The organism is Flammeovirga pectinis (genome assembly GCF_003970675.1).
GTDB lineage: Bacteria > Bacteroidota > Bacteroidia > Cytophagales > Flammeovirgaceae > Flammeovirga > Flammeovirga pectinis.
Map to the genome: position 1 here is coordinate 3,901,049 of NZ_CP034562.1, position 21,702 is coordinate 3,922,750.

Sequence of the window (21,702 nt, forward strand, 5' to 3'; positions counted from 1 at the left end):
GTGATAATCATAACCTTAAACAGGGGACCCCGTTTAGTTATAATGTAATCAACATAAAGATAATGTCAGATGAATAGATGATAATATCAGATGAATAGAAGAAAAGAGAAGAGGAGTTGATTAGGTAGTAATTCAGTTAATCAATGTCAGATGAATAGATTGAAAAGACTGTTTACAAATAGAGATAAAAAATATTTTACTAAAAAATTCTATTTATATAGGTGATAGTAAATATTCAAAATATAAGTTTAGCGAAATGAACAGATTGAAGAGGAGTTGGAGTAACCCTTTGTCTTATAGACAAAGGGTTCTTTGTTTTCTTCAATCTTTCGATGACTCAAAGTAAATACTAAAATTTCAATATTCCAAGATTCATTAACAAAAAAAAGTAAACAAATATAAATACTAGTACTATTTATAAGTGATTTTAACATTTTCAGTCAATGGATGACTAATACATGTTAATATATAACCATCTTTCTTTTCTTGTTCTGATAACACTGTAGTGTCGCCCATTTCAACATCTCCAGAAGTACATTGCCCCATACATGCAGTACATACTCCATTTTGGCAAGAATAAGGAACGTCTAAACCTGCATCTAAGGCTGCTTCTAATATTGTTGTATCTGGTTTTACCTGAATTAAATGTTCTTCTCCGTCTACCGTTATCGATACATTTTGTTCATTAACGTCACTACTATGTTCATCTCCTGCTACAGGAACAAAACTCTCATTAAAAACTTTATTTCCAGGAACTTTAAAACGTTGTAAAGCACTTTTTACCGAAGTCATCATTCCTTCTGGACCACACAGATAATGTACTGTATTTCCTAAAGAGAGTCTATTTAAAATATTTACAGAAACTACATCATCAATTCTCCCTGCAAAACCACCCCAAGATGTAGATGGTTTACTTAAAACATGAACAATTTCTAATCTGTCTTCAAATTTCTTTTTTAACTCATCTAATTGCTCTTTAAATATTATAGAATTTTCATTTCTATTTCCATAAACTAAAGTTACTTTAGATGTGCTTTCAAAAAATAATGCACTTTTAATCATAGAGAATAAAGGTGTTATTCCAGACCCTGCCCCCCAAAAAATTAAATTTCTAGAAACTTCTTTATCGGGCTCAAATGCAAATTGGCCTAAAGGTTCAGAAACTTCTAAAGCATCGCCATTTTTTACATTATCATTCAAAAAGTTAGATACTAAGCCTCCTTCAATCCTTTTTACAGTAATATCTACAGTAGTATCTAATAATGGCGTAGAAGACATCGAGTACGATCTTCTTACTTTTTTATCGTTTATAGTACTTACTACTGTTAAAAATTGACCAGATTGATATTGTACTTTTTTAAATAAAGGCTGTTTAAATTTTATAGTAACTGTATCAGCAGTTTCATTAACTACTTCTTTTACTTTTAAAGTATATTGATTCATGTTCAAAGTTTTAACTGATCTATAATATTTATGAAGAGTAACAACTATTATATACTCTTTTGATCGTCTAAATTTTTAGAAACTACGATTTTAGTTAATTTTACAATGTATTACTACACTTACAAGATTATTTCGCAAAATGCGTGCATTAATTACTACTACAATTTTCTTTTTATTATCTCTAGAGTTAATTGCTCAAAATAGAAGTGATAATATTCCTACAAAATATATTCTAGAAGTTATTCCAGACTCTAGTATGGTGATAGATGGTAAAACAAATATCAACTCATTTAACTGCGTGTATAAAGAAACTATACAGAGCGAGTTAAAACTGACACAAAATATTTTTAAAGAATCTTCTCCTGTTCAACATACAGGGTTAGATTTTGCAGTAGCATGTTTTGACTGTGGAATTTCTTTAATGACTAAAGAGTTTAGTGATTTACTCTATGAAGAACAGTACCCTAAAATCTCTATGAAATTACTTTCTATGTTCATTTCTCAAGACAACAAGAGTAAAGTTATTAATGGCAAAGGGAAAGCAAGTATGACCATTGCCGGTACTGAAAGAATTGAGAAAATAACTTATGTAGTTACACATAAAGAAGGTAAAAACTTTCAGATTAAGGGTTCTAAAGTAATAAATATTTTAGACTACAATATTACACCTCCCAAAAAGATGATGGGAATGGTTAGAGTAGACCAAAGTATTGTTGTGAACTTTAATTTCAATTTTATTGTAGACGATCATTAGTATATATACATAGATTTACTGGCAGCCACAGTAGCAGGTTCATTCTCGTTGTATATAAACCTATACCCTAGGCTTCCTTTGCCAAAAAAGATAACTCTTACAGCTTCTAACTTATTTTTTGCTGTAACCGATTCAGATTTTAATTTCTTAATATTTGAATAATTCAAGTCTTGATCAAAAGCTACTTTTGCTTTAAAACTATAAGCTCTTCTTTTTGCAAAAACTCCAAACTTACCATTTGATACACCTTTAGAGTTTTCATAAAACCCCTGCCCAAATTCAGCAAAGTTTCCTGCCCCACTCCAATTTATTGCTTTCGTGATGTCATAAACATCAAAATAAGAATGTTCTGTTTTATACCTATGCAATAAACCTCTAGCTCTCTCTTTATCAGAAATTTCTATCTTTCTAATTCTTAATTCTTTTGACAAAACTACTCTTAACGAAAATTCCTGAAAATCAACTTCCTGTAAGCCGTGATCAAAATTTAAATCTCTTACTTCACCAGATTTAATAACAATTACTTCTGGAACTGTAATGATAACTTCATCTTTCTCCGTTTCTACTTCAATTTCTTCTTTAGGTTCAACAATTACTTCTTCTTTTTTTACTTCTACCTCTTGTTTAGGTAAAACTTCTATCTCTGGTACTTTACGGTCTATTTCTGGTACCTCTTTCACTATTATTTCCTCTTCGTCATCAAAGAAATCAAAAATACTTTCTGTTTCTGTATTCTCTGTCTTTTGTTCATTTTCTGAGGGTGTTCCACAGGCTATTAAAAATAATAAAAGGAATATTGAGGTTATTAATCTTTTCATGTTCAGTTAGAAATAAATATGTTTGTGACTCAAAAATAGATAGTGTTTTGATTTATTGCACCACTTTTTCTTATAAATCAAAGATTACAGCTAACTAGAACTAATTATTTCTTAACGATCATGATTAACAACGCTCCCTTTTTTAAGGTAAGTATTCCATTAATTCTTGGGATATTATTCACTTGGTATGTACTCAATACTACTTTTTCTGTTTACTATATTACTCTATTTCTATGGGTAGGAATGGTCATCTTTTATCAATTTGGTAAACAGATAAAAGGATATTTTTTATGGACTACTTTAATAATGTATCTATTCATTTTTACTATTGGAATAGGTATTACCCAACCTTATAAGTTTGCTACCCCAATAGATCAAACAGCTTCTAGCATTAGTATATTAATTACTTCTGGGCTGAAAAATCATAATAAATCAAATAGTTTTTTTGGCGAAATTACATCTAACTCCTATCAAAAAATATATTTTCAAGTTCAGAAAGACTGCCTATCTATACATCAAAATGATATTATAATTATCTCACCTTCTAATCTTACAAAAGTTTATCCCTCAAATAATCCAGAAGCTTTTGATTTTAATAAAAATCTAATCAATAAAGGCATAACCTATAAAGCTTACCTCAAAAAATATAAGGTGATCCATATTGCTCAGAAAGAAAAGGTAAATACATTCAGAGATAAAATTAATGCTTTGATAGACCAACATTTTACATCTACTACAAAAGGAATTGCTTATTCTTTACTACTGGGAAACAAGTCTGAAATGACCTCTGAAGAAGATCTTATTTTTAAAAAATCAGGAAATATGCATATGCTTGCATTATCAGGAATGCATATTGGAATTATTATATTCTTATTAAATATTCTGATGAGTTGGAAAAAATTCTTCGGAAAAAAAGTGCATACATTTATGTTACTCTTGCAGATAATAATTATTTGGATGTATGCTTTTTTAGTAGGTAGTTCTCCGTCTATACTTAGAGCTGCTAGTATGTTTTCTTTACTAACAATAAGTTATTTATTAAGAAAGAAATCAAACCCCTTAAATACAATTGGATTTACCTGTTTCTGTTTATTAATTTATAATCCTCTCTTCATATTTTCTATTGGTTTTCAGTTATCTTTTTTTGCTGTAATAAGTATTGCTCTATTTCCTTATTGGGACGATATTCTGCAATTCCCTATTTTTCTGAGAGTATTCATATCTTTACTAACCATATCGGTATTAGCACAATTAGGTACACTTCCTGTAGTGGCTTATCATTTTCATTTTATACCAATTTACAGTCTTTTCTCTGGTTTATTAAGTGGTTTTCTAATCAGTCTTTTAATGTATATAGGGATAATGATTATACTATGTAGTTTTATTATCCCAGTAATTGTTCCCTATATACATTTTTTATTTTCAGCTACTTTCAAAATATTATTAGCATGGCTAGGTATTTTTTCTCAGTTACCTCAGTTACCTAACATGTACTTATCAACCCTTGCTACGATAAGTCTTTCTTTCGGTATTTTTTGTTTGTTATATAGCATCTATTATCAAAAGAAGAACTTAAACTATGTAGGTTTCTTCTGTTTATTGTGTTGTATTTTTTCACAGGTTTCACATCAATTTTATATCAGGAAAAAATGCATAACCATTTATCAATCCCCGGTACCAATAATTAGTTTCTCCCAAGAAAACACTATTACTACTTTTACTGCAGATACGAATCAATTTCAGTTCGAAACTGTTATACAGCCTCATCAATCTTTATACGAAAAGAAAAAAACAACTTTTTTAACTATAGATCAAGGACTATATACGCGTTTTGATCAGAAACACTTCCTTTGGGTAAATCAATTTATAAATGATGAAATACCTTCTGATTCTATAGATATATTATTCTATTCAGTCAGACAAAAGCCAAATAGAACCCTTAAAACAGACTATTTAATACTACCAAATAAAAATTATCTTGATTTAATAGAAAATAAAATCACTTACAATAAAGTACACCTACTTGATAATCAAGGTGCTTGTCAATATATTTTTGAATGACATTTGAAATAAGTGTGTTAATTATCTAGATCGTATCATTAATTAGTTTATTTTTGTCTCCTAATCAAATTTTTTGAGCCTTGACCTTAATTAAGTCTATTTCTGGCATTAGAGGAACAATTGGTGGTTCTACTGAAGAATCATTAAATCCTGTTGATGCCGCAAAATTTTCGTCTACTTATGCAAAGTGGATCTTAGAAAATTCGGAAAACAGTAAAAAAGTTGTACTTGGTAGAGACGCTCGCGTTTCTGGCGGATGGCTTTCTGATATCGTTTCAGGTACGCTTCAAGCTATGGGTGTTCATGTTATAGACCTTGGTTTATCAACAACACCAACTGTAGAACTTGCTGTAGAGCTTGAGGAAGCTGCAGGAGGAATTATCCTTACTGCTAGTCATAACCCTGCTAACTGGAATGCCCTTAAATTACTAGATTCTAAAGGAGAGTTTATCTCTGCAGAAGCTATGCAAGAAATCTTGACAAACGCTGACGAAGGAAACTTCGAGTTTGCAGATTATAAACAAACTGGTTCTGTAACTACGGATGATACCTACATCGACAAACATATTGAGAAGATCTTAGAACTTCCTTTAGTTGATGTTGAAGCAATTAAAGCTAAAGATTTTAAAGTAGTTATTGATTGTGTTAACTCTACTGGTGGTATTGCCGTACCTAAGCTTTTAAAAGCTCTAGGTGTAAATACTGTTGAGGAGTTATACTGTGAGCCAAACGGGAAATTCCCTCACAACCCAGAACCTCTTCCTGAAAATATTAATGAGATTTGTAGAACACTAGAAAATGGTAATTTCAATCTAGGAATTATTGTTGACCCTGATGTTGACAGGTTAGCATTAGTAACAGAAGACGGTACTCCTTTTGGTGAAGAATATACACTAGTAGCTGTTGCTGATTACGTTTTAGAAAAAACGAAAGGCAATACAGTTTCTAATATGTCTTCTACACGTGCACTTCGTGATGTTACTGAAAAACATGGCGGTTCTTATACAGCTTCTGCTGTTGGAGAGGTGAACGTTGTAAAAATGATGAAAGAAACCAATGCAATTATTGGCGGAGAAGGTAACGGAGGTGTTATTTTACCAGAATTACATTACGGTAGAGACGCTTTAGTTGGTATTGCTTTGATTTTATCGAAACTTGCTAATTATAATGGTACAGCAAATATGCTTCGTAAATCATTCCCTGATTACCATATCTCTAAAAATAAAATTGAATTAACACCTGAGATTGATGTTGATAATATCTTAGTTAAAATTCAAGAACGTTACGTAAACCAACCAATTAACACTTTAGATGGTGTAAAAATTGAATTTGGTAAAGAGTGGGTTCATTTGAGAAAATCAAATACTGAACCTATTATCCGTATTTACTCTGAATCTGATTCTGAAAGAACTGCTGAGCATTTAGCTCAAAAAATAATTTCAGATATCAAAGAAATTATCTCTTTCAAAGCAGATGATGAGGAAGAACTTCCTGTAGTTGATCAAAAGGCTACTGAAGAAACTTCTGATAATGTTAAAGGAGATACATCTACAAGTGAATAATTAAATTAATTACTTTGATTTAACACAACATAAATCACTGATAATCAATTTCATAATATATTCTAATCAAACGGACAATCTCTTATGATTGTCCGTTTTTTTATATACTTTGCATTCTTTGGAATGTCTAAAACTTTCGCATACCAACCACCAATTCTAAATAAAACATATATGAGCATTTATCTTGATAGTGCTGCTAGCACGTCTTTAGATCCTGTAGTTAAGGAAGTTATGATCGAAGTAATGGATTCTGTTTACGGTAATCCATCTTCTACCCATACACACGGTAGAGCTTCTAAAGCAATGTTAGAAAGCGCCCGAAAACAAATAGCAAAAGCAATTAATGCATTACCTTCTGAAATTATTTTCACTTCTGGGGGTACTGAATCTGATAATATAGCCATTAAAGGCTTGGTTAAAGCTTACGGACTTAAAAGAATTATTACTTCTAAGTTAGAGCACCATGCTGTTTTACATATTACTGAACATCTTTCTAAAGACCTTGACTTAGAATTGATATTCTTAGATTGTGATAAAGAAGGAAATTTAGACTTATCACAATTAGAAAATCTTTTAGAAGAAAAAGGAGAAGAAACTCTTGTTACTTTAATGCATGCCAATAATGAAATTGGTAATATCCTTGATATAAAGAAAGTAGGTTTACTTTGTAAAAATTCAGGAGCATATTTCCATTCAGATACCGTTCAAAGTATTGGTCATTTTCCTGTTGATGTAAAAGATCTTCATGTTCATTCAATGGCTGGAGCTGCTCATAAATTCCATGGTCCTAAAGGAAGTGGGTTTTTATATGTAAAGAAAGGCACACAAATGCCTGCTTTAATAGAAGGTGGTGGACAAGAAAGAGAAGTTCGTTCTGGTACTGAAAATGTATGGGGTATTGTTGGTTTGGCAAAAGCTTTAGATATCGCTACAGAACAAATGGACAGTCATACTGCTCACATTAAGGAAGTGAAGCAATACATGAAAGAACAATTAATTGAACATATTGACGATGTTCAATTTAATGGTATGAGTGCTGATTTAGAGAATAGTTTATATACTGTACTAAATGTAAGTTTCCCTCCTTCAGAAAAAAATAGTATGCTACTATTTGCTTTAGATTTACAAAAAATCTCTGTTTCTGGTGGTAGTGCTTGTAGTAGTGGAGCCTCTCAAGGATCTCATGTAATTGCTGGTATTGATGGAGATTCTTCCCGTACTAGTGTTCGTTTTTCTTTCTCTAAAGAAAATAAGAAAGACGAAATTGATATTACTATTGGTAAGTTAAAAGAAATTTTAGGTCTTAATGTTCCTGTTTAATAACCTATCATTCTGATACAAAAACGTCCAACATATTAAATTATGTTGGACGTTTTTGTATCAGTACAATTTTACCATCTATATTCTGAACGACCATCTAGTTCGTGTTCGATTTCTAGTAAGCGATTATATTTTGCAATCCGTTCTCCTCTACATGCTGAGCCCGTTTTTAAATGACCTCCATCCATTGCTACTGCAAAATCTGCTAAGAAAGTATCTTCTGTCTCTCCAGATCTATGAGACAAAAAGTAACGCCAACCTGCTTCTCTACACATTCGAACAGCCTCAATAGTTTCTGTTACAGAACCAATTTGATTTAATTTAATAAGACAAGAATTAGCTGCCTTTTTATCGATCCCTTCCTTTATATATTTAGTATTTGTTACAAAGATATCATCTCCAACAACCTCTATTTTATCACCGTATTTCTCTGTGAATTTAGTAAACCCATCCCAATCTTTTTCTGCTAATGGATCTTCCCATAATATTATAGGATACTTTTCTAACCACTCTCCTGCTAAATTTATTAAATCATCAGAAGTTACTTTTCCTCTTCCAGACCAAGATAAATTATAATCATCTTTTAAGTTTGGGCAAAATGAATTTGCAGCATTATCTATAGCAATTGATAAATCTTTTCCAGGTGTATAACCTGCTTTATTAATTGCCTCAATAATTAATTCTATTGCTGCCTCATTACTTTCACAATCAGGAGCAAATCCACCCTCATCTCCAACGCTTGTTGCTAAACCTCTCTCCTTTAATATACCTTTTAAAATATGAAACGTTTCTGCCACATAACGTAGACCTTCTCTAAAAGTAGGTGCACCATCTGGTACCAGCATAAATTCTTGAAAATCTACACTATTATCAGCATGTTCTCCTCCATTTAAGATATTCATACATGGTACAGGAATACGTACTGCATTTGTACCTCCTAAGTATTGATAAAGAGGTAAATTAAGTGATTTAGCAGCAGCCTTTGCTACTGCCATAGACACTCCTAAAATTGCATTTGCTCCTAGTTTAGATTTGTTTTCTGTACCATCTAGCTCTATCATGGTATAGTCAATATCTTTTTGTTTAGTAGCATCCATACCAATTAAAGCATTAGCAATAAGTGTATTTACATTTTCGACAGCTTTTTCGACTCCCTTTCCTCCATACCTACTATCATTATCTCTTAATTCTAACGCTTCGTTCTGACCTGTTGAAGCTCCAGATGGTACTGATGAAAACTCTTTTGTTCCATCAAAAAGCTCTACATAGACTCTTACTGTTGGGTTACCTCTTGAGTCTAAAATTTCAAGAGCATAAATTGATTCAATAAATGTTTCCATTATTAGCATTGGGTTTTATGTTATTATTAACAATAAGATACTAATATTTTTCTACATATAAACAAAAAAAGTGTAGCTCTCTTTAAATAAGAAAACTACACTTTAGTATGATTAATATGTTCTATCAAATACGCTGTTTTGATTTCTTTATTGCTTCTTTATACACTTCTTCATATTGCGGACAAATCTCTACAATATTAAAACGTTGAGCTTGTTTTAGTGCATTTTCTTTAAATCGAGGAAGGTTTTCGTCATCTAAGATATATAACGCATTTTTTGCCATATCTTTAACATCTCCAACGTTACTCATCATACCTGTTACCCCTTCAATATTTACTTCTGGTATACCTCCTGCATTAGAAGAAACCACAGGAACTTCGCAAGCCATTGCTTCTAAAGCTGCAAGTCCAAAGCTCTCCTTTTCTGATGGCATAAGGAACAGGTCGGCAACAGATAAAATTTCTTCTACTTCTGCTAACTTACCTAAGAAACGAACATCATTACAGGTACGTAATTCATAGCATTTCTCTTCCAAACGAGCACGTTCAGGTCCATCACCAACCATTAAAAGTTTACATGGAATTTTTTCTCTTACCCTTTTAAAAATCTCTAAAGCATCATCTGCTCTTTTTACTTCTCGCATGTTAGATACGTGAATCAAAAGTTTTTCTCCTTCAGGGCAAATTGCTTTTTTAAAATGATCTTTTTTATGTTTTGTAAATCTATTTAGATCTACAAAGTTGGGTACTACTTTAATATCAGTAGTAAGATCAAAGTATTGATATGTCTCTTCTCTTAAACTTTCTGATACAGATGTTACACAATCAGATTCATCTATAGAAAAAGCGACAACAGGGCCTAAACTATCATCTTTACCTACTAAAGTAACATCTGTACCGTGTAGCGTTGTAACTACAGGCATATTTATTCCTTTTTTGGCCAAGATTTTCTTTGCTGTATATGCTGCAGATGCATGCGGAATAGCATAATGAGCATGTAATACATCTAGTTGTTCAGATTCAGCTACTTCAACCATCTTACTGGTTAATGCTAACTCATAAGGAGGGTATTTAAATAATGGATAGGTTTTAATGTCAACCTTATGATAATAGATATTTTCATCAAAAAAATCTAATCTTGTTGGTTGATCATATGTTATGAAATGTACCTCATGCCCCAATTGTGAAGCCAAGCACTTTCCTAACTCTGTTGCTACTACCCCACTACCTCCGTATGTAGGATAACAAATTATACCAATTTTCACGTTTATATATGCTGAAGTTGAAAATTAAGCTACGATATCTGCATAAGAGATCCCCATATGAGATCCTGTATAAGTTACTTTTCCATTTTCTAGAACAATAACCTGAGGTGATTGATGCTCTACTCCAAATTTTGAAGCAATTGCATTAGATACATCTCTATGTTTGATCAAATCTAAATAATAAGGTGCTACACCGTTATCTTCTTTCCAAGCTCTCTCTAATCTATTTAGTGCCATAGAACTTATAGAACAGCGTGTTGAGTGCTTAAGTATTGCTACTTTTTGTTTTTTTGAAAGTTCTAATAAATGATCGAGTTCTGAGACTTCTGTTAATTGATTCCAATTCATGATATAAAATTCGTTTAAACAACTTTCGCAAATTAGTAAAATAAATTAGATTATTTCAAAGAGTCTTTAGATTGCACTTGATTTTGTTGTGTTATCTGTTCTCTATGCTTCCTCTTTTCTTCTAAATCTTTTTGCTTTTCATCTTCCCACATCTTCTCTCTCATTTGCCATTGTTTTACACCAACTCTAGAAATGACTGCATCAAGAATAGTACTTCCTAATTCTTGAACAAGTTGACCATTTTCATCTTTAGTTTTAGAAAACAACATTCCTTCCATTACTTCATAGACAACTTCTTTTAGTACGTCTTCGTTCCGTTCGGAAGCAATATCTTCGAATAAGTCATTTATTACTTTATATACGATATCTGATATAGCATCTTCCAAACGCGATGAAGCATAATCACCCACAATTGGTACCTTCTTGATATCTTTCATTTCATCATTCTGTTTTACAGCATCTTCTATCAATACAGAAACATATTGTTCCAGTACCTCTTGTCTATTAGAATATGTTTCTTGCATAGCATGCATTACTTTTCTCGATATCCATATAGATAGATTTTCTTGATAAGGCTTTACAACATCAGACATAAATTTCTGATTTGCATACCCTCCAGAACTCAATTCATCTTTTGCACTTTCTAGAACATTAATAACAACTGCATCAGAAATCTCTTCTACTACAACTTCTTTAACATGCAAAGCTGTTCTTACTAGCCCTAAATTTTCTAGGTTAATAACCTCTAGTTTATGCCATCTTGCTAATAGGGCAAAAACCCTAAATAAACGGAAAACATGCATACCTGGAAAACTACCAATAAAATCATAAAAATAAACAAAGGGATAGAAATACCACTTTGCAAATTGCTTGTCTTTGTAGGATTCATACCAAGATTGAAAGAACTCCAAAAGGTAAAAAGTAGTAAAAACTAATTCTACAATTTCGAAGTTATCGTAGATGTATTTCCCATATAATCTGGTAAAATCTACGGATATTAAATCTAGAAATTCTTTGAATATTTGTGTTGAATAGAGAGAATTAAATGCTAACCAAAGCATCTGAAATAAAATAATGTTTAGTACGACAATATCTCGAACTAAACGCATTCTTTCTTCCTTGGTATTCAGCTTATCTATATCAAAGTCTTTTTTATTTATAAAGAATAATCTCATTACTTATTGATCTGATAAAGGAAACATGATAAATGTAAGCATAATCTTTTATAGAGATAACTCTTTATTATAATTTAAATAAGTGATTTAGTATTCATTATATCAAAACTCATTACTATATTAGTTCTACCAATTTATAACACACAAACCAATAAAGCATGTACAATAAACCAATGCTTAGAGACGATGCTCTTTCTGGTAAAACATATATTGTTACTGGAGGAGCTACAGGCCTAGGAAAGTCTATGACAAAATATTTCCTAGAACTTGGAGCAAATGTTACAATTTGTTCTAGAAAAGAAGAAAACCTTGAGGCTACAGCCAATGAGCTAGAGGAAGTAACTGGTAAAAGACCTTTTTATGTTGTTTGCGATGTAAGAAAGTATGATCAGATTGAAAACGTAATTGCAGAAACTGCTAAAAAGTTTGGTAAAATTGATGGTCTACTAAATAATGCTGCAGGTAATTTTATTAGTCCTACAGAACGTTTGAGTCATAAAGCTTTTGATACAATAGTGGATATAGTTTTACAAGGAACTTACTATTTTACTTTAGCAATTGGTAAACATTGGATTGCTAATGGCGATAATGGCGTAATGCTAAACATTGTAACTACCTATGCTTCTACTGGATCAGGATATGTTGTGCCTTCTGCTGTGTCTAAAGCTGGAGTTTTAGCACTCACTAGATCTTTAGCGGTAGAATGGGCCAAGTATGGTATTCGTTCCAATGCAATTGCTCCAGGACCTTTTCCTACTAAAGGTGCATGGGACCGTTTATTTCCAGAAAATCTTAGAAAACAATTTGACGAAGCTGGTAAAGTACCGATTGGTAGAGTTGGCGAACATCAAGAACTTGCTAATCTAGCTGCTTATTTAATGTCAGATTTTTCTGCTTATGTAAATGGTGAAGTGGTTACTATTGATGGTGGAGAATGGCTTAAAGGCGCTGGAGAATTTAATCATTTAGATACAATACCGAGCCCTGTTTGGGATGATATTGCTGCTACAATAAAAAGTAACACAAAGAAAAAATAAAATAAAAAAGAGCGATAAAGTGGTAAACCTTATCGCTCTTCTTTTACAGTAAAATAATTACTATTTGTTATCTTCATCAAGAGACCCTAAAGCTGCTTCTTTTGCATCATTAGCTCTTTTTATTCTTCTAGAGATTTCATCAACATTCATTTTTTCTTGAATTAAGAATGCCGATTTATATTTCTTTTTAATAGATGTATGTACACCATGTGCAGTTAATCTATCAAAATAGTATCCTGCTCTTACTTTATAATTTGGTTGTTCAAAAGTTAATTCAACTTCGTAGTTACCAAATTGATGTCTAAGATTATACACTATATCTTCTGCTCTGCTTCTATCTCTTCCAGAGTAAACTAAAATTCTATAGACTGGAATACCTCCTAAATCTCTTGCAGATAGATGTGCTAATACTGAATCAACTTCAGAGTTTACATAACCATCAGGTAAATCATTATCATCAGATATTACAACGTCTTGGGGAGTTGATGTAGTATCTTCTTTATTATCTGCCTTTGGCATATACGCAGACAAATCTGAATCAATTAACTCTACAGATGTTTTTGTACTTGCTGTTTGCGAAGGCTTACAAGCAAATGTACTCATCAAAACAACTAGAAGAGCGTACTTTATTAATAGTTTCATTTTTATTTAAATGTTATGAACCCCAAAGTTAAGCATTTTATTAAAAAGTAAAATAATGAAAAGAGGATACCTTAAATGATTTTAAGATACCCTCCTTAATTATTTTCAAAACTTACTTTCGATTAACCTTCGATAATCACGCAAGCTCCATTTAAAACGTCGTTTTCAACAGATTTGAATTTTACGTCTTTTTTAACTGTACCGTCTTTATATTTAGCAGTAACTCTATCATTACGCTGATAACTTTTATCGCTATGACGAGGTTTTACTACTTCTACAGGAGCTTTTGGAGCTTCAGGAATATCTCCACCTTGAGGTGAAGCTGCTTGACCTAGTGAAGAACCTGCTTCTGCTTTGTTTGCCGTTACTTTTGGTTCTGGGCGTTTAGGCATTGTAGGAGGTGCTGGCATAGGAGGTTGCTCCTGAACAGGAATACGTCCTTTTGACAAGAAAGTAATAATCTCATCGTTTACCTCTGCTAAGAATGACTTAAACAACTCAAAAGATTCGAACTTATAGATCAATAAAGGATCTTTTTGTTCGTGAACAGCATTTTGAACTTGTTGTTTCAACTCGTCCATTTCACGCAAATGATCTTTCCATAAATGGTCAATCACTGCTAAAGTTACACTTTGCTCTAATGCAGATACTACTGTTTCTCCATTAGTTTCTAAAGCTTTTTCAAGATTTACATGTACTTGGAACATTTTATGACCATCTGTAAATGGAATCACAATATTCTCAACCACACCACCTCTCTCTGCTTTTACTTTTTCGAAAACAGGTTTTGCTTTCTCCCAAAGTAATGCATTCTTTTCTTTATAATGCGTTAATGCCTCTTTGTATAATTCTTGTGTTAAATGCTCTTCATTTAATTGGTGGAAACCATCTTCTGCAATCGAAGTTGAGATTCCAAGTACTTTTAAAGCATCTAATTTAAACCCTTCGTAATTACCTACGTGAGTTTCTGAAATTACTGTAGCAACATCATAGAAAGAGTTCATTACATCTACTTGTAAACGCTCTCCGAAAAGTGCATTTCTACGACGACGGTAAATTACCTCTCTTTGGTAATTCATAACATCATCATATTCTAATAGACGTTTACGAATAGCAAAGTTATTTTCCTCTACTTTTCGTTGTGCTCTTTCGATAGATTTTGTAATCATAGAGTGCTGAATTACTTCGCCCTCTTGTAAACCTAATCTATCCATGATACCTGCAATACGTTCTGAACCGAACAAACGCATCAAGTTATCTTCTAATGAAACGAAGAATTGAGTAGATCCTGGATCACCTTGACGACCAGAACGACCTCTTAACTGACGGTCTACACGACGAGATTCGTGACGTGCTGTACCGATAATTGCTAAACCACCTGCATCTTTTACTTCTACGGGTAATTTAATATCTGTACCACGACCGGCCATGTTTGTTGCAATTGTTACTGTACCAGGCTGACCTGCTGTAGCAACAACATCTGCTTCACGACCGTGTTGTTTTGCATTTAAAACTTGATGTTCAATGCCTCTCATTTTTAACATACGAGACATGATTTCAGAGTTTTCTACAGAAGTTGTACCTACAAGTACTGGGCGTTTTAATTCCACTAGTTTTTGTACTTCCTCTGCAACAGCATTAAATTTCTCTCTTACTGTTTTATATACGTAATCTTCTCTATCATCACGAACAATCGGACGATGAGTAGGTACTGTTACTACATCTAATTCATAGATTTCCCAGAATTCACCTGCTTCCGTTTCGGCTGTACCTGTCATACCTGTTAGTTTGTGGTACATACGGAAGTAGTTTTGCAATGTAACTGTAGCATAAGTCTGTGTAGCATCTTCGATCTTCACATTCTCTTTTGCTTCTAGTGCTTGGTGTAAACCGTCTGAATAACGACGACCTTCCATTACACGACCAGTTTGCTCATCTACAATTTTAACCTTGTTATCTACTAAGATGTAGTCTACATCTTTTTCGAATAACGTATAGGCTTTTAATAATTGCTTCATTAAGTGAATACGCTGAGATTTAGTATCAAAATCTGCTATAAGAGCATCTTTTTCTTCTACTTTCTCATCGTCAGACTTTTGAGGGTCTTGCTCAATTTTGCCAATACCTGTAGCTAAGTCAGGAAGAATAAAGAAATCTGGTGTATTTGCTCCTGTTACAGATGCAATACCTTTTTCTGTTAATTCTACACTATTATTCTTTTCTTCAATTACAAACAATAAAGGTTCGTCTGCTTCTGGCATTCTACGGTTGTTGTCCGCCATGTATTCCCCTTCAACTTTTTGAAGTAATTGCTTCATTCCCTCTTCACCCAAGAATTTAATCAAAGGTTTATATTTAGGAAGAGATCTATGTGCTCTAAGAAGTTGAAGACCACCTTCAGCCTTACTTCCTTCTTTGACTAACCTCTTCGCTTCATTCAACATTTTCTGAGTTTGCTTGCGCTGCTCATCTACTAAATGCTGAACCTTTGGTCTTAATTCTCCAAATTCTTCTTGTTGATCACCTTTAGGTACAGGTCCGGAGATAATTAATGGTGTTCTTGCATCATCAATTAATACAGAATCGACCTCATCAATCATGGCAAAGTGATGTTCCCTTTGAACTAAATCATCTTTATCACGAGCCATGTTATCACGTAGGTAGTCAAAACCGAATTCGTTATTTGTACCATAAGTAATATCAGCTCTGTATGCTAATCTACGTTCTTCTGAGTTTGGTTGATGTTTATCAATACAATCTACAGAAAGACCATGGAACTGGAATAACGGAGCATTCCATTCTGAATCACGCTTAGCTAAGTAGTCGTTTACTGTTACAACGTGTACGCCTCTTTTTGCTAAAGCATTAAGGTATGCAGGTAATGTACCAACTAAAGTTTTACCTTCACCTGTCATCATTTCACCTACTTTACCTTGATGTAAGAAAATACCACCAAGTAACTGAACATCGTAATGGATCATGTTCCACTCTACTTCAACTCCTGCAGCAAGCCAAACGTTTGCCCAAGTTGCTGTATCTCCTTCGATAGTGATATTGCCATATTTCACGGCCATCTCACGATCGAGATCAGAAGCAGTTACACTTAATTCTTTATTTTCAGTAAATCTTCTACCTGTTTCTTTTACCACAGCAAAAGCTTGAGGCAGAAGATCCATTAAGATTTCTTCTAGTTTATCGTTACGATCATTTTTAAGCTTATCAATATCTTTGAAAGCTTTATCTTTAAATGCAAGATCTAATTTTGGATCGTTATCAACTGACTCTTGTAAAGACGTAATTTCTTCGTCTATGCTAGCAAGTCCTTTTTCGATATAATCGATAAAGTACGCTGTTTTTGCTCTCAGGTCGTTGTCTGAAATTGATGAAAGTTTTTTGTACTCTGCATCAATTTTAGCTAAATATGGTCTAATTTCTTTTAAATCTCTATCCGATTTCGTTCCGAAAATCTTAGAGAATGCCTTGGTTATTGAACCTAACATATATATTATTTTGTTTTTTTGCTGAAATACAATCAGTTACACTACCAATGGAGTTCATCTAGTGCAATACGTACAAATTTAATGTAATTAAACGACTTTATATAGTCAGTTGATAGAAGTTATACGGCATTGTTCACATTTTTTTTAATTGTACAAAAAAAGCCAAGGATCATACTTAAATAATCCTTGGCTTTTTTAATAAAAAGTTTATTTCAATAATCTACTGTTCATCAGTAGTCCATAAACTATCTATCTGAATATCAAATATCAATGATGCATTTGGAGGGATACTAGTTCCATTACCAGATGTACCATATCCATATTTTGAAGGAATTACTACACGAGCAATTTCGTGTTCATGCATTTCAAATAATGCAATATTCCATCCTTCTATTACACTTGTTTTACCTAAAACAACCGGGAAAGGTTGATCAGTTAATACGTTACTGTCAAAAATATTTCCATACATCACCCAACCTGTATATGTTACATGCATTGAGTCACCATAAGATATATTTCTGTCTGTTTCTACAGGCTTACCATTAGTAGTACCAATTGTAGTCATGTAAACTCCGTATTTATAATACTTGTCTACTACTTCTTGTTCCGTATTTGCTTCGAATGTTGTATCAGCCATTATAAACTGTCTGATAAGGTAATCCTCTGCTGCGTCTGGATCTACTTCTTTAAGTACTTCGCTTGATTGTGTACAAGCAAAAGTTGAAAAAACTGTAAAAATAAACAGTAAAAAGTGTTTAATGCGATATTGCATATTCTATTTTAAAAAATTATTTATTCGACCTTTTCACTTCAACAACTTCAATTTCGAAAGCTAAAGGTTTGAAAGGACGGATTGTTTTAAACATATCAGAAACCTGAGCATTATCTCCGATTTCCCAATAACATACTTGAGAAGGCATTACAAATGTTGCTTTTTCTCCTTCTTCCATTGTTAAGATTGATTTATACCAACCATCTATAACAGTTTCAAAAGCGTTATTTTCTTGAGCATCAGCTAAAGATTTGTACATAATCACTTGGAATGGTGTTGCAATATACTCTCCTTTATTATCTTTTGCTGTATTTGAATCAAATAATACTGGCCCTGTTGCTGAATTTCTTAAAGTCCATTCTTGTATTAGGAATTTACCCTCGTAGCGAACTTTAACTGTATCTCCTGCTTGAATCTTTCCAGCGCCATCACCTGCTGTGATAAGGTCTTTAAAAATATAATCAGGACCTTTACCGTCTTCTAATGATTTAGTAAATAAATCTTCGTCGTCTGGATCTGTAGTACCTAAAGTATCTTTTGCATATTTTAATACTAAAGAATCTTTTTCGTATCTAACACGTTGAGTTGAATCGTAACTAACATGTGTAATAAACATATTTTCTGCAGTTACAATATCATTAAATTCTAGACCAATTCCTGAAGATGCTGTACCACCAAATGCAAGATAAGATGGAATATAAGTTCTAGGGAATGTGTCTACTTTTGTTTGTAGGTTTTGAAGCATCATGTTTAATACTTCATCGTAAAAACCAATACAAATTGCACCTCTATTCATAGAGTATGCATAGTTTGGATCCTTAAGGAATACAGTTGTAACTAAATCATCAGGATCATCAAATCTTTCATCGCTCATTAATTCTTGAGCAAATCTTCTCATATCTAGGTTTACCTCTACAATTCTAGATTCATTTTCACTAGGAGTGTATTGACCTGGGTAACCTATGATTTCTGGAGTGATATAAACTCCTCCAGATGGTAAAGTTTTAGTTTTCCAATAATCGATATCGTTTGCTGCAAAATAATCTTCTAGTGTCTGATTATCCTTTGATGCATAATCAACAATCTCGTCGTGCATACAACCAGATAAGCCAATTAGCATTGATAATATGACTGCAAGATTTAAAAATTTGTAAGTATTGTTCATATGATAAGTAGGTTTATTTATTAGATTTTTAATTCACAAGGAGAAAGATAAGCATAAAAAAAAGCATATCTAATACAGTAAATTTACACCTAAAAAATAAGGTAAACTCACTGTATTAGAATATATTATATTATTTTGAAGGATTTACAAAATCAATCAACTCAACATCAAATTTCAATACTGCGTTAGCTGGAATGTCTCCACCTGCACCTCTTGGACCATAACCTAATTTAGAAGGGATATATAAAGTAGCTTTTGCTCCTTTATTTAACAAAGCAATACCTTCGTCCCAACCTGCGATTACTCTTTGTTGACCCAATGGGAACTCAAATGGTTGTCCTCTATCTACAGAACTATCGAATTTTTTACCATCCAATAGAGTACCTGTATAATGAACTTTTACACTTGATCCTACTGCTGGGTTGGCTCCAGAACCTTTTTGAGTAACTACATAGTATAATCCAGATTCAGTTCTTTCTGCATTAGTAATGTTATTCTCTTTTAAGAATTCTTTGATTAAATCATCATCAATAGTAACAAATTTTTCAGCATCAGCTTCCATTGCAGCCATTGCTTCTTTTTGTTTTTCTTCCATTGCAGCACGGTATGCTTCTTCGTCAGCAAAAACATTTTTTGCACAAACACCAATAACTACTTTTTGAGTAGGATCTTTGATGAAAGGAGGAGCCATTTTTCCGAAGAAATCTGATGCTATGATAGTCATTTGAGCACTATCACCTTCACTCATTAAACCAAACATTTCAGATAAAGGATCAACTTGCTGACCTTTTTCTTGTGCTTGTTTATTTACAGAATCTGGGAATACTTTAGTTGCTGCAAACTCTCTTCCTGTTTCAGTAATATTGAACAATGTAGAGTCTGATTCAGTTGAGATACTTAAAGTAAATTCAACAATATTGTTATCGTTAATATCAGCACCACCATTACTTTCAACAATAGTGAATTTCTTTCCTGATGGAGTTTCTTTTTCAGTTTTTCCACAAGCAACAGCACCTAACATTAAGGCTCCGATTGCTAATTTTTTTGTGATTTGCATATTCAGTTTATAAATAAATAATTCTATTTTATTTCAATTTTTCTTCTAATACTTTTTTAAATCGAGCTACAGCTTCATCTACTGTAATTCCATCCACTCTACCTCCTGCAGCATTTTTATGTCCTCCACCACCAAAGTGTTCAGAAGAAAGGTCAGCTACAGAAAAGTCTCCTATAGATCTAAACGATACTTTAATTCCGTCTCGTTCGTCTTTTTCTTTAAATAAAGCAGCGATTTTAATACCATTTACAGATAAAGCATAATTTACTAACCCTTCAGTATCTCCAGATTGTAAATTAAATCTCTCACGGTCATCTTGTGTAACAGTAAAGAAACCTGTATTTAGTTCTGGCCAAAAAGTAAGATTCTCTCCTAAGGCATGACCTAAGAAGCGTAGTCTTTTTTCCGTATTATTATCATAGATTAAATTATATAATCTTGATGTATCTAAACCAGTATCTTTTAGTTCCGCAGCTATTCTTAATGTTCTACTAGAAACACTTGGGTATTTAAACGAACCAGTATCTGTTACAATACCTGCATATAAACAAGCGGCAATTCTCTGATCAATTCTATGAGTTCCTTTATCTAAAGCGATAAACTCATAAATTAATTGAGCTGCTGCTGCTGCATCAATATCCCATAATTCGTAATCTGCAAAATCTTCTTTTCCTCTGTGATGATCAATCATTACAATCATCTTCTTACTCATATTCTGACGAACTAGAGGTCCTAGTTCTTCAATCCTATTTAAAGAAGAAAAATCTACACAGAAGATAACATCTGCTTCTTCAATAATTTTTTCTGAAGGAGATGGATTTTTTTTATCGTAAACAACTACTTCTTCATGACCGGGCATCCAATGTAAAAAAGATGGATAATCATTCGGAGAAAGCACTGTTGTTGTATGTTCAAATTTTCTTAGATACCAAGATAAACCCAATGCTGATCCTAGTGCATCTGCATCTGGCTTTGTATGTGGTATTATTACCACTTTACGAGGCTCTTCTAAAAATTCTTTTAACGTATTAAAGTTGTGCATATCATTTTTTTGCTATTGAGAATGATTTTCAAAAAACTTTCAGATCAATCTCTCAACTGTTTTTATCGTTGTCATCGACAAAACGAATGCACAAAAGTCTTAAAAAATGTAGTCTTAATCAATTTATTCTCAATTATCTAAACCTATAAATACTCCCCTCAACACCAGTAAGTATATTATATATTGATTATCAGGTAATTAACTTTTTATTTTATAAGATTTCAATACGTTAAAATAACTTTCTTTTTACTGTTAATCTTAAAAAAGTACAGTTTTTACGTAAAATTATGACTTCGGTCACAATACTTAAAATGTTAAATAAATAAAATTACTAAACCTTTTATTTAGTCAATCGTTCGACTAAATAAGATAATGATAAAAATTGATTAGGTAGTAGATTAG

The 21,702-nt window shown here is 32.6% G+C and carries 17 protein-coding genes; 5 read left to right on the forward strand and 12 right to left on the reverse strand.

The window, feature by feature from the left end:
- Window positions 1-411: 411 nt before the first annotated feature.
- Window positions 412-1,443: a ferredoxin--NADP reductase gene (locus tag EI427_RS15805; RefSeq protein ID WP_126616509.1), complete on the reverse strand. Its 1,032-nt coding sequence runs from the start codon at window positions 1,441-1,443 to the stop codon at window positions 412-414.
- 139 nt (window positions 1,444-1,582) lie between these two features.
- On the opposite strand from EI427_RS15805, the gene EI427_RS15810 reads away from it, so the two are divergent.
- Window positions 1,583-2,197, forward strand: coding sequence for a hypothetical protein (locus EI427_RS15810; protein ID WP_126616512.1), 615 nt, complete (start codon window positions 1,583-1,585; stop codon window positions 2,195-2,197).
- Here the strand turns inward: EI427_RS15810 and EI427_RS15815 are convergent.
- Window positions 2,194-3,015 (reverse strand): hypothetical protein, encoded by an 822-nt coding sequence (locus EI427_RS15815; RefSeq protein ID WP_126616515.1) that lies wholly within the window; start codon window positions 3,013-3,015, stop codon window positions 2,194-2,196. The two genes, EI427_RS15810 and EI427_RS15815, sit on opposite strands and share 4 nt — an antisense overlap.
- A 120-nt stretch (window positions 3,016-3,135) precedes the next feature.
- Between EI427_RS15815 and EI427_RS15820 the strand changes: the two genes are divergently transcribed.
- The 3 genes from EI427_RS15820 to EI427_RS15830 all read left to right on the forward strand — a co-directional run bounded on the left by EI427_RS15820 (window position 3,136) and on the right by EI427_RS15830 (window position 7,958).
- A complete protein-coding gene (locus EI427_RS15820; protein ID WP_126616518.1) occupies window positions 3,136-5,076 on the forward strand; it encodes a ComEC/Rec2 family competence protein in 1,941 nt (646 codons plus the stop codon).
- Window positions 5,077-5,156: 80 nt separating this feature from the next.
- Entirely contained in the window at window positions 5,157-6,638 is a 1,482-nt protein-coding gene (glmM, locus tag EI427_RS15825) for a phosphoglucosamine mutase (RefSeq protein WP_126616520.1), read from the forward strand.
- A 171-nt stretch (window positions 6,639-6,809) separates the two neighbouring features.
- Entirely contained in the window at window positions 6,810-7,958 is a 1,149-nt protein-coding gene (locus tag EI427_RS15830) for a cysteine desulfurase family protein (protein WP_126616523.1), read from the forward strand.
- Between the two features lie 71 nt (window positions 7,959-8,029).
- Here EI427_RS15830 and eno read toward each other — a convergent pair whose 3' ends face one another.
- The 4 genes from eno to EI427_RS15850 form a co-directional block, all read right to left on the reverse strand.
- Window positions 8,030-9,298: a phosphopyruvate hydratase gene (gene eno / locus EI427_RS15835; RefSeq protein ID WP_126616526.1), complete on the reverse strand. Its 1,269-nt coding sequence runs from the start codon at window positions 9,296-9,298 to the stop codon at window positions 8,030-8,032.
- A gap of 124 nt (window positions 9,299-9,422) precedes the next feature.
- The gene (gene bshA, locus EI427_RS15840) at window positions 9,423-10,562 is read right to left on the reverse strand and encodes an N-acetyl-alpha-D-glucosaminyl L-malate synthase BshA (protein ID WP_126616529.1); all 1,140 of its coding nucleotides are present in this window, start codon (window positions 10,560-10,562) and stop codon (window positions 9,423-9,425) included.
- Between the two features lie 24 nt (window positions 10,563-10,586).
- Entirely contained in the window at window positions 10,587-10,910 is a 324-nt protein-coding gene (gene ytxJ, locus EI427_RS15845) for a bacillithiol system redox-active protein YtxJ (protein WP_126616532.1), read from the reverse strand.
- Between the two features lie 50 nt (window positions 10,911-10,960).
- Window positions 10,961-12,085, reverse strand: a complete 1,125-nt coding sequence (locus EI427_RS15850; RefSeq protein ID WP_126616535.1) for a hypothetical protein — start codon at window positions 12,083-12,085, stop codon at window positions 10,961-10,963.
- A 158-nt stretch (window positions 12,086-12,243) separates the two neighbouring features.
- Between EI427_RS15850 and EI427_RS15855 the strand changes: the two genes are divergently transcribed.
- On the forward strand, window positions 12,244-13,122 hold the full coding sequence (locus EI427_RS15855) for an SDR family oxidoreductase (protein WP_240655317.1): 879 nt from the start codon (window positions 12,244-12,246) through the stop codon (window positions 13,120-13,122).
- A 60-nt stretch (window positions 13,123-13,182) separates the two neighbouring features.
- Here EI427_RS15855 and EI427_RS15860 read toward each other — a convergent pair whose 3' ends face one another.
- The 6 genes from EI427_RS15860 to EI427_RS15885 form a co-directional block, all read right to left on the reverse strand.
- Window positions 13,183-13,764 carry an SPOR domain-containing protein gene (locus EI427_RS15860; RefSeq protein ID WP_126616538.1) on the reverse strand — a complete coding sequence of 194 codons (582 nt, stop codon included), beginning with the start codon at window positions 13,762-13,764 and terminating at the stop codon, window positions 13,183-13,185.
- A gap of 122 nt (window positions 13,765-13,886) precedes the next feature.
- A complete protein-coding gene (secA, locus tag EI427_RS15865; RefSeq protein WP_126616541.1) occupies window positions 13,887-17,264 on the reverse strand; it encodes a preprotein translocase subunit SecA in 3,378 nt (1,125 codons plus the stop codon).
- Window positions 17,265-17,484: 220 nt separating this feature from the next.
- The gene (locus EI427_RS15870; protein ID WP_126616544.1) at window positions 17,485-18,036 is read right to left on the reverse strand and encodes an FKBP-type peptidyl-prolyl cis-trans isomerase; all 552 of its coding nucleotides are present in this window, start codon (window positions 18,034-18,036) and stop codon (window positions 17,485-17,487) included.
- A gap of 16 nt (window positions 18,037-18,052) precedes the next feature.
- On the reverse strand, window positions 18,053-19,201 hold the full coding sequence (locus EI427_RS15875; RefSeq protein ID WP_126616546.1) for an FKBP-type peptidyl-prolyl cis-trans isomerase: 1,149 nt from the start codon (window positions 19,199-19,201) through the stop codon (window positions 18,053-18,055).
- A 130-nt stretch (window positions 19,202-19,331) separates the two neighbouring features.
- Window positions 19,332-20,258, reverse strand: coding sequence for an FKBP-type peptidyl-prolyl cis-trans isomerase (locus tag EI427_RS15880; protein ID WP_126616549.1), 927 nt, complete (start codon window positions 20,256-20,258; stop codon window positions 19,332-19,334).
- 28 nt (window positions 20,259-20,286) lie between these two features.
- Complete coding sequence (locus EI427_RS15885) at window positions 20,287-21,300, reverse strand: DHH family phosphoesterase (RefSeq protein ID WP_126616551.1); 1,014 nt, start codon at window positions 21,298-21,300, stop codon at window positions 20,287-20,289.
- Window positions 21,301-21,702 lie beyond the last annotated feature (402 nt).

Excerpts from the sequence above, each read along its gene's own strand:
- EI427_RS15805 (WP_126616509.1), bottom strand. The coding sequence starts at position 1,443 with ATGAATCAATATACTTTAAAAGTAAAAGAAGTAGTTAATGAAACTGCT.
- EI427_RS15810 (WP_126616512.1), top strand. The coding sequence starts at position 1,583 with ATGCGTGCATTAATTACTACTACAATTTTCTTTTTATTATCTCTAGAG.
- EI427_RS15815 (WP_126616515.1), bottom strand. The coding sequence starts at position 3,015 with ATGAAAAGATTAATAACCTCAATATTCCTTTTATTATTTTTAATAGCC.
- EI427_RS15820 (WP_126616518.1), top strand. The coding sequence starts at position 3,136 with ATGATTAACAACGCTCCCTTTTTTAAGGTAAGTATTCCATTAATTCTT.
- EI427_RS15830 (WP_126616523.1), top strand. The coding sequence starts at position 6,810 with ATGAGCATTTATCTTGATAGTGCTGCTAGCACGTCTTTAGATCCTGTA.
- eno (WP_126616526.1), bottom strand. The coding sequence starts at position 9,298 with ATGGAAACATTTATTGAATCAATTTATGCTCTTGAAATTTTAGACTCA.
- ytxJ (WP_126616532.1), bottom strand. The coding sequence starts at position 10,910 with ATGAATTGGAATCAATTAACAGAAGTCTCAGAACTCGATCATTTATTA.
- EI427_RS15850 (WP_126616535.1), bottom strand. The coding sequence starts at position 12,085 with ATGAGATTATTCTTTATAAATAAAAAAGACTTTGATATAGATAAGCTG.
- EI427_RS15855 (WP_240655317.1), top strand. The coding sequence starts at position 12,244 with ATGTACAATAAACCAATGCTTAGAGACGATGCTCTTTCTGGTAAAACA.
- EI427_RS15860 (WP_126616538.1), bottom strand. The coding sequence starts at position 13,764 with ATGAAACTATTAATAAAGTACGCTCTTCTAGTTGTTTTGATGAGTACA.
- secA (WP_126616541.1), bottom strand. The coding sequence starts at position 17,264 with ATGTTAGGTTCAATAACCAAGGCATTCTCTAAGATTTTCGGAACGAAA.
- EI427_RS15870 (WP_126616544.1), bottom strand. The coding sequence starts at position 18,036 with ATGCAATATCGCATTAAACACTTTTTACTGTTTATTTTTACAGTTTTT.
- EI427_RS15875 (WP_126616546.1), bottom strand. The coding sequence starts at position 19,201 with ATGAACAATACTTACAAATTTTTAAATCTTGCAGTCATATTATCAATG.
- EI427_RS15880 (WP_126616549.1), bottom strand. The coding sequence starts at position 20,258 with ATGCAAATCACAAAAAAATTAGCAATCGGAGCCTTAATGTTAGGTGCT.
- EI427_RS15885 (WP_126616551.1), bottom strand. The coding sequence starts at position 21,300 with ATGCACAACTTTAATACGTTAAAAGAATTTTTAGAAGAGCCTCGTAAA.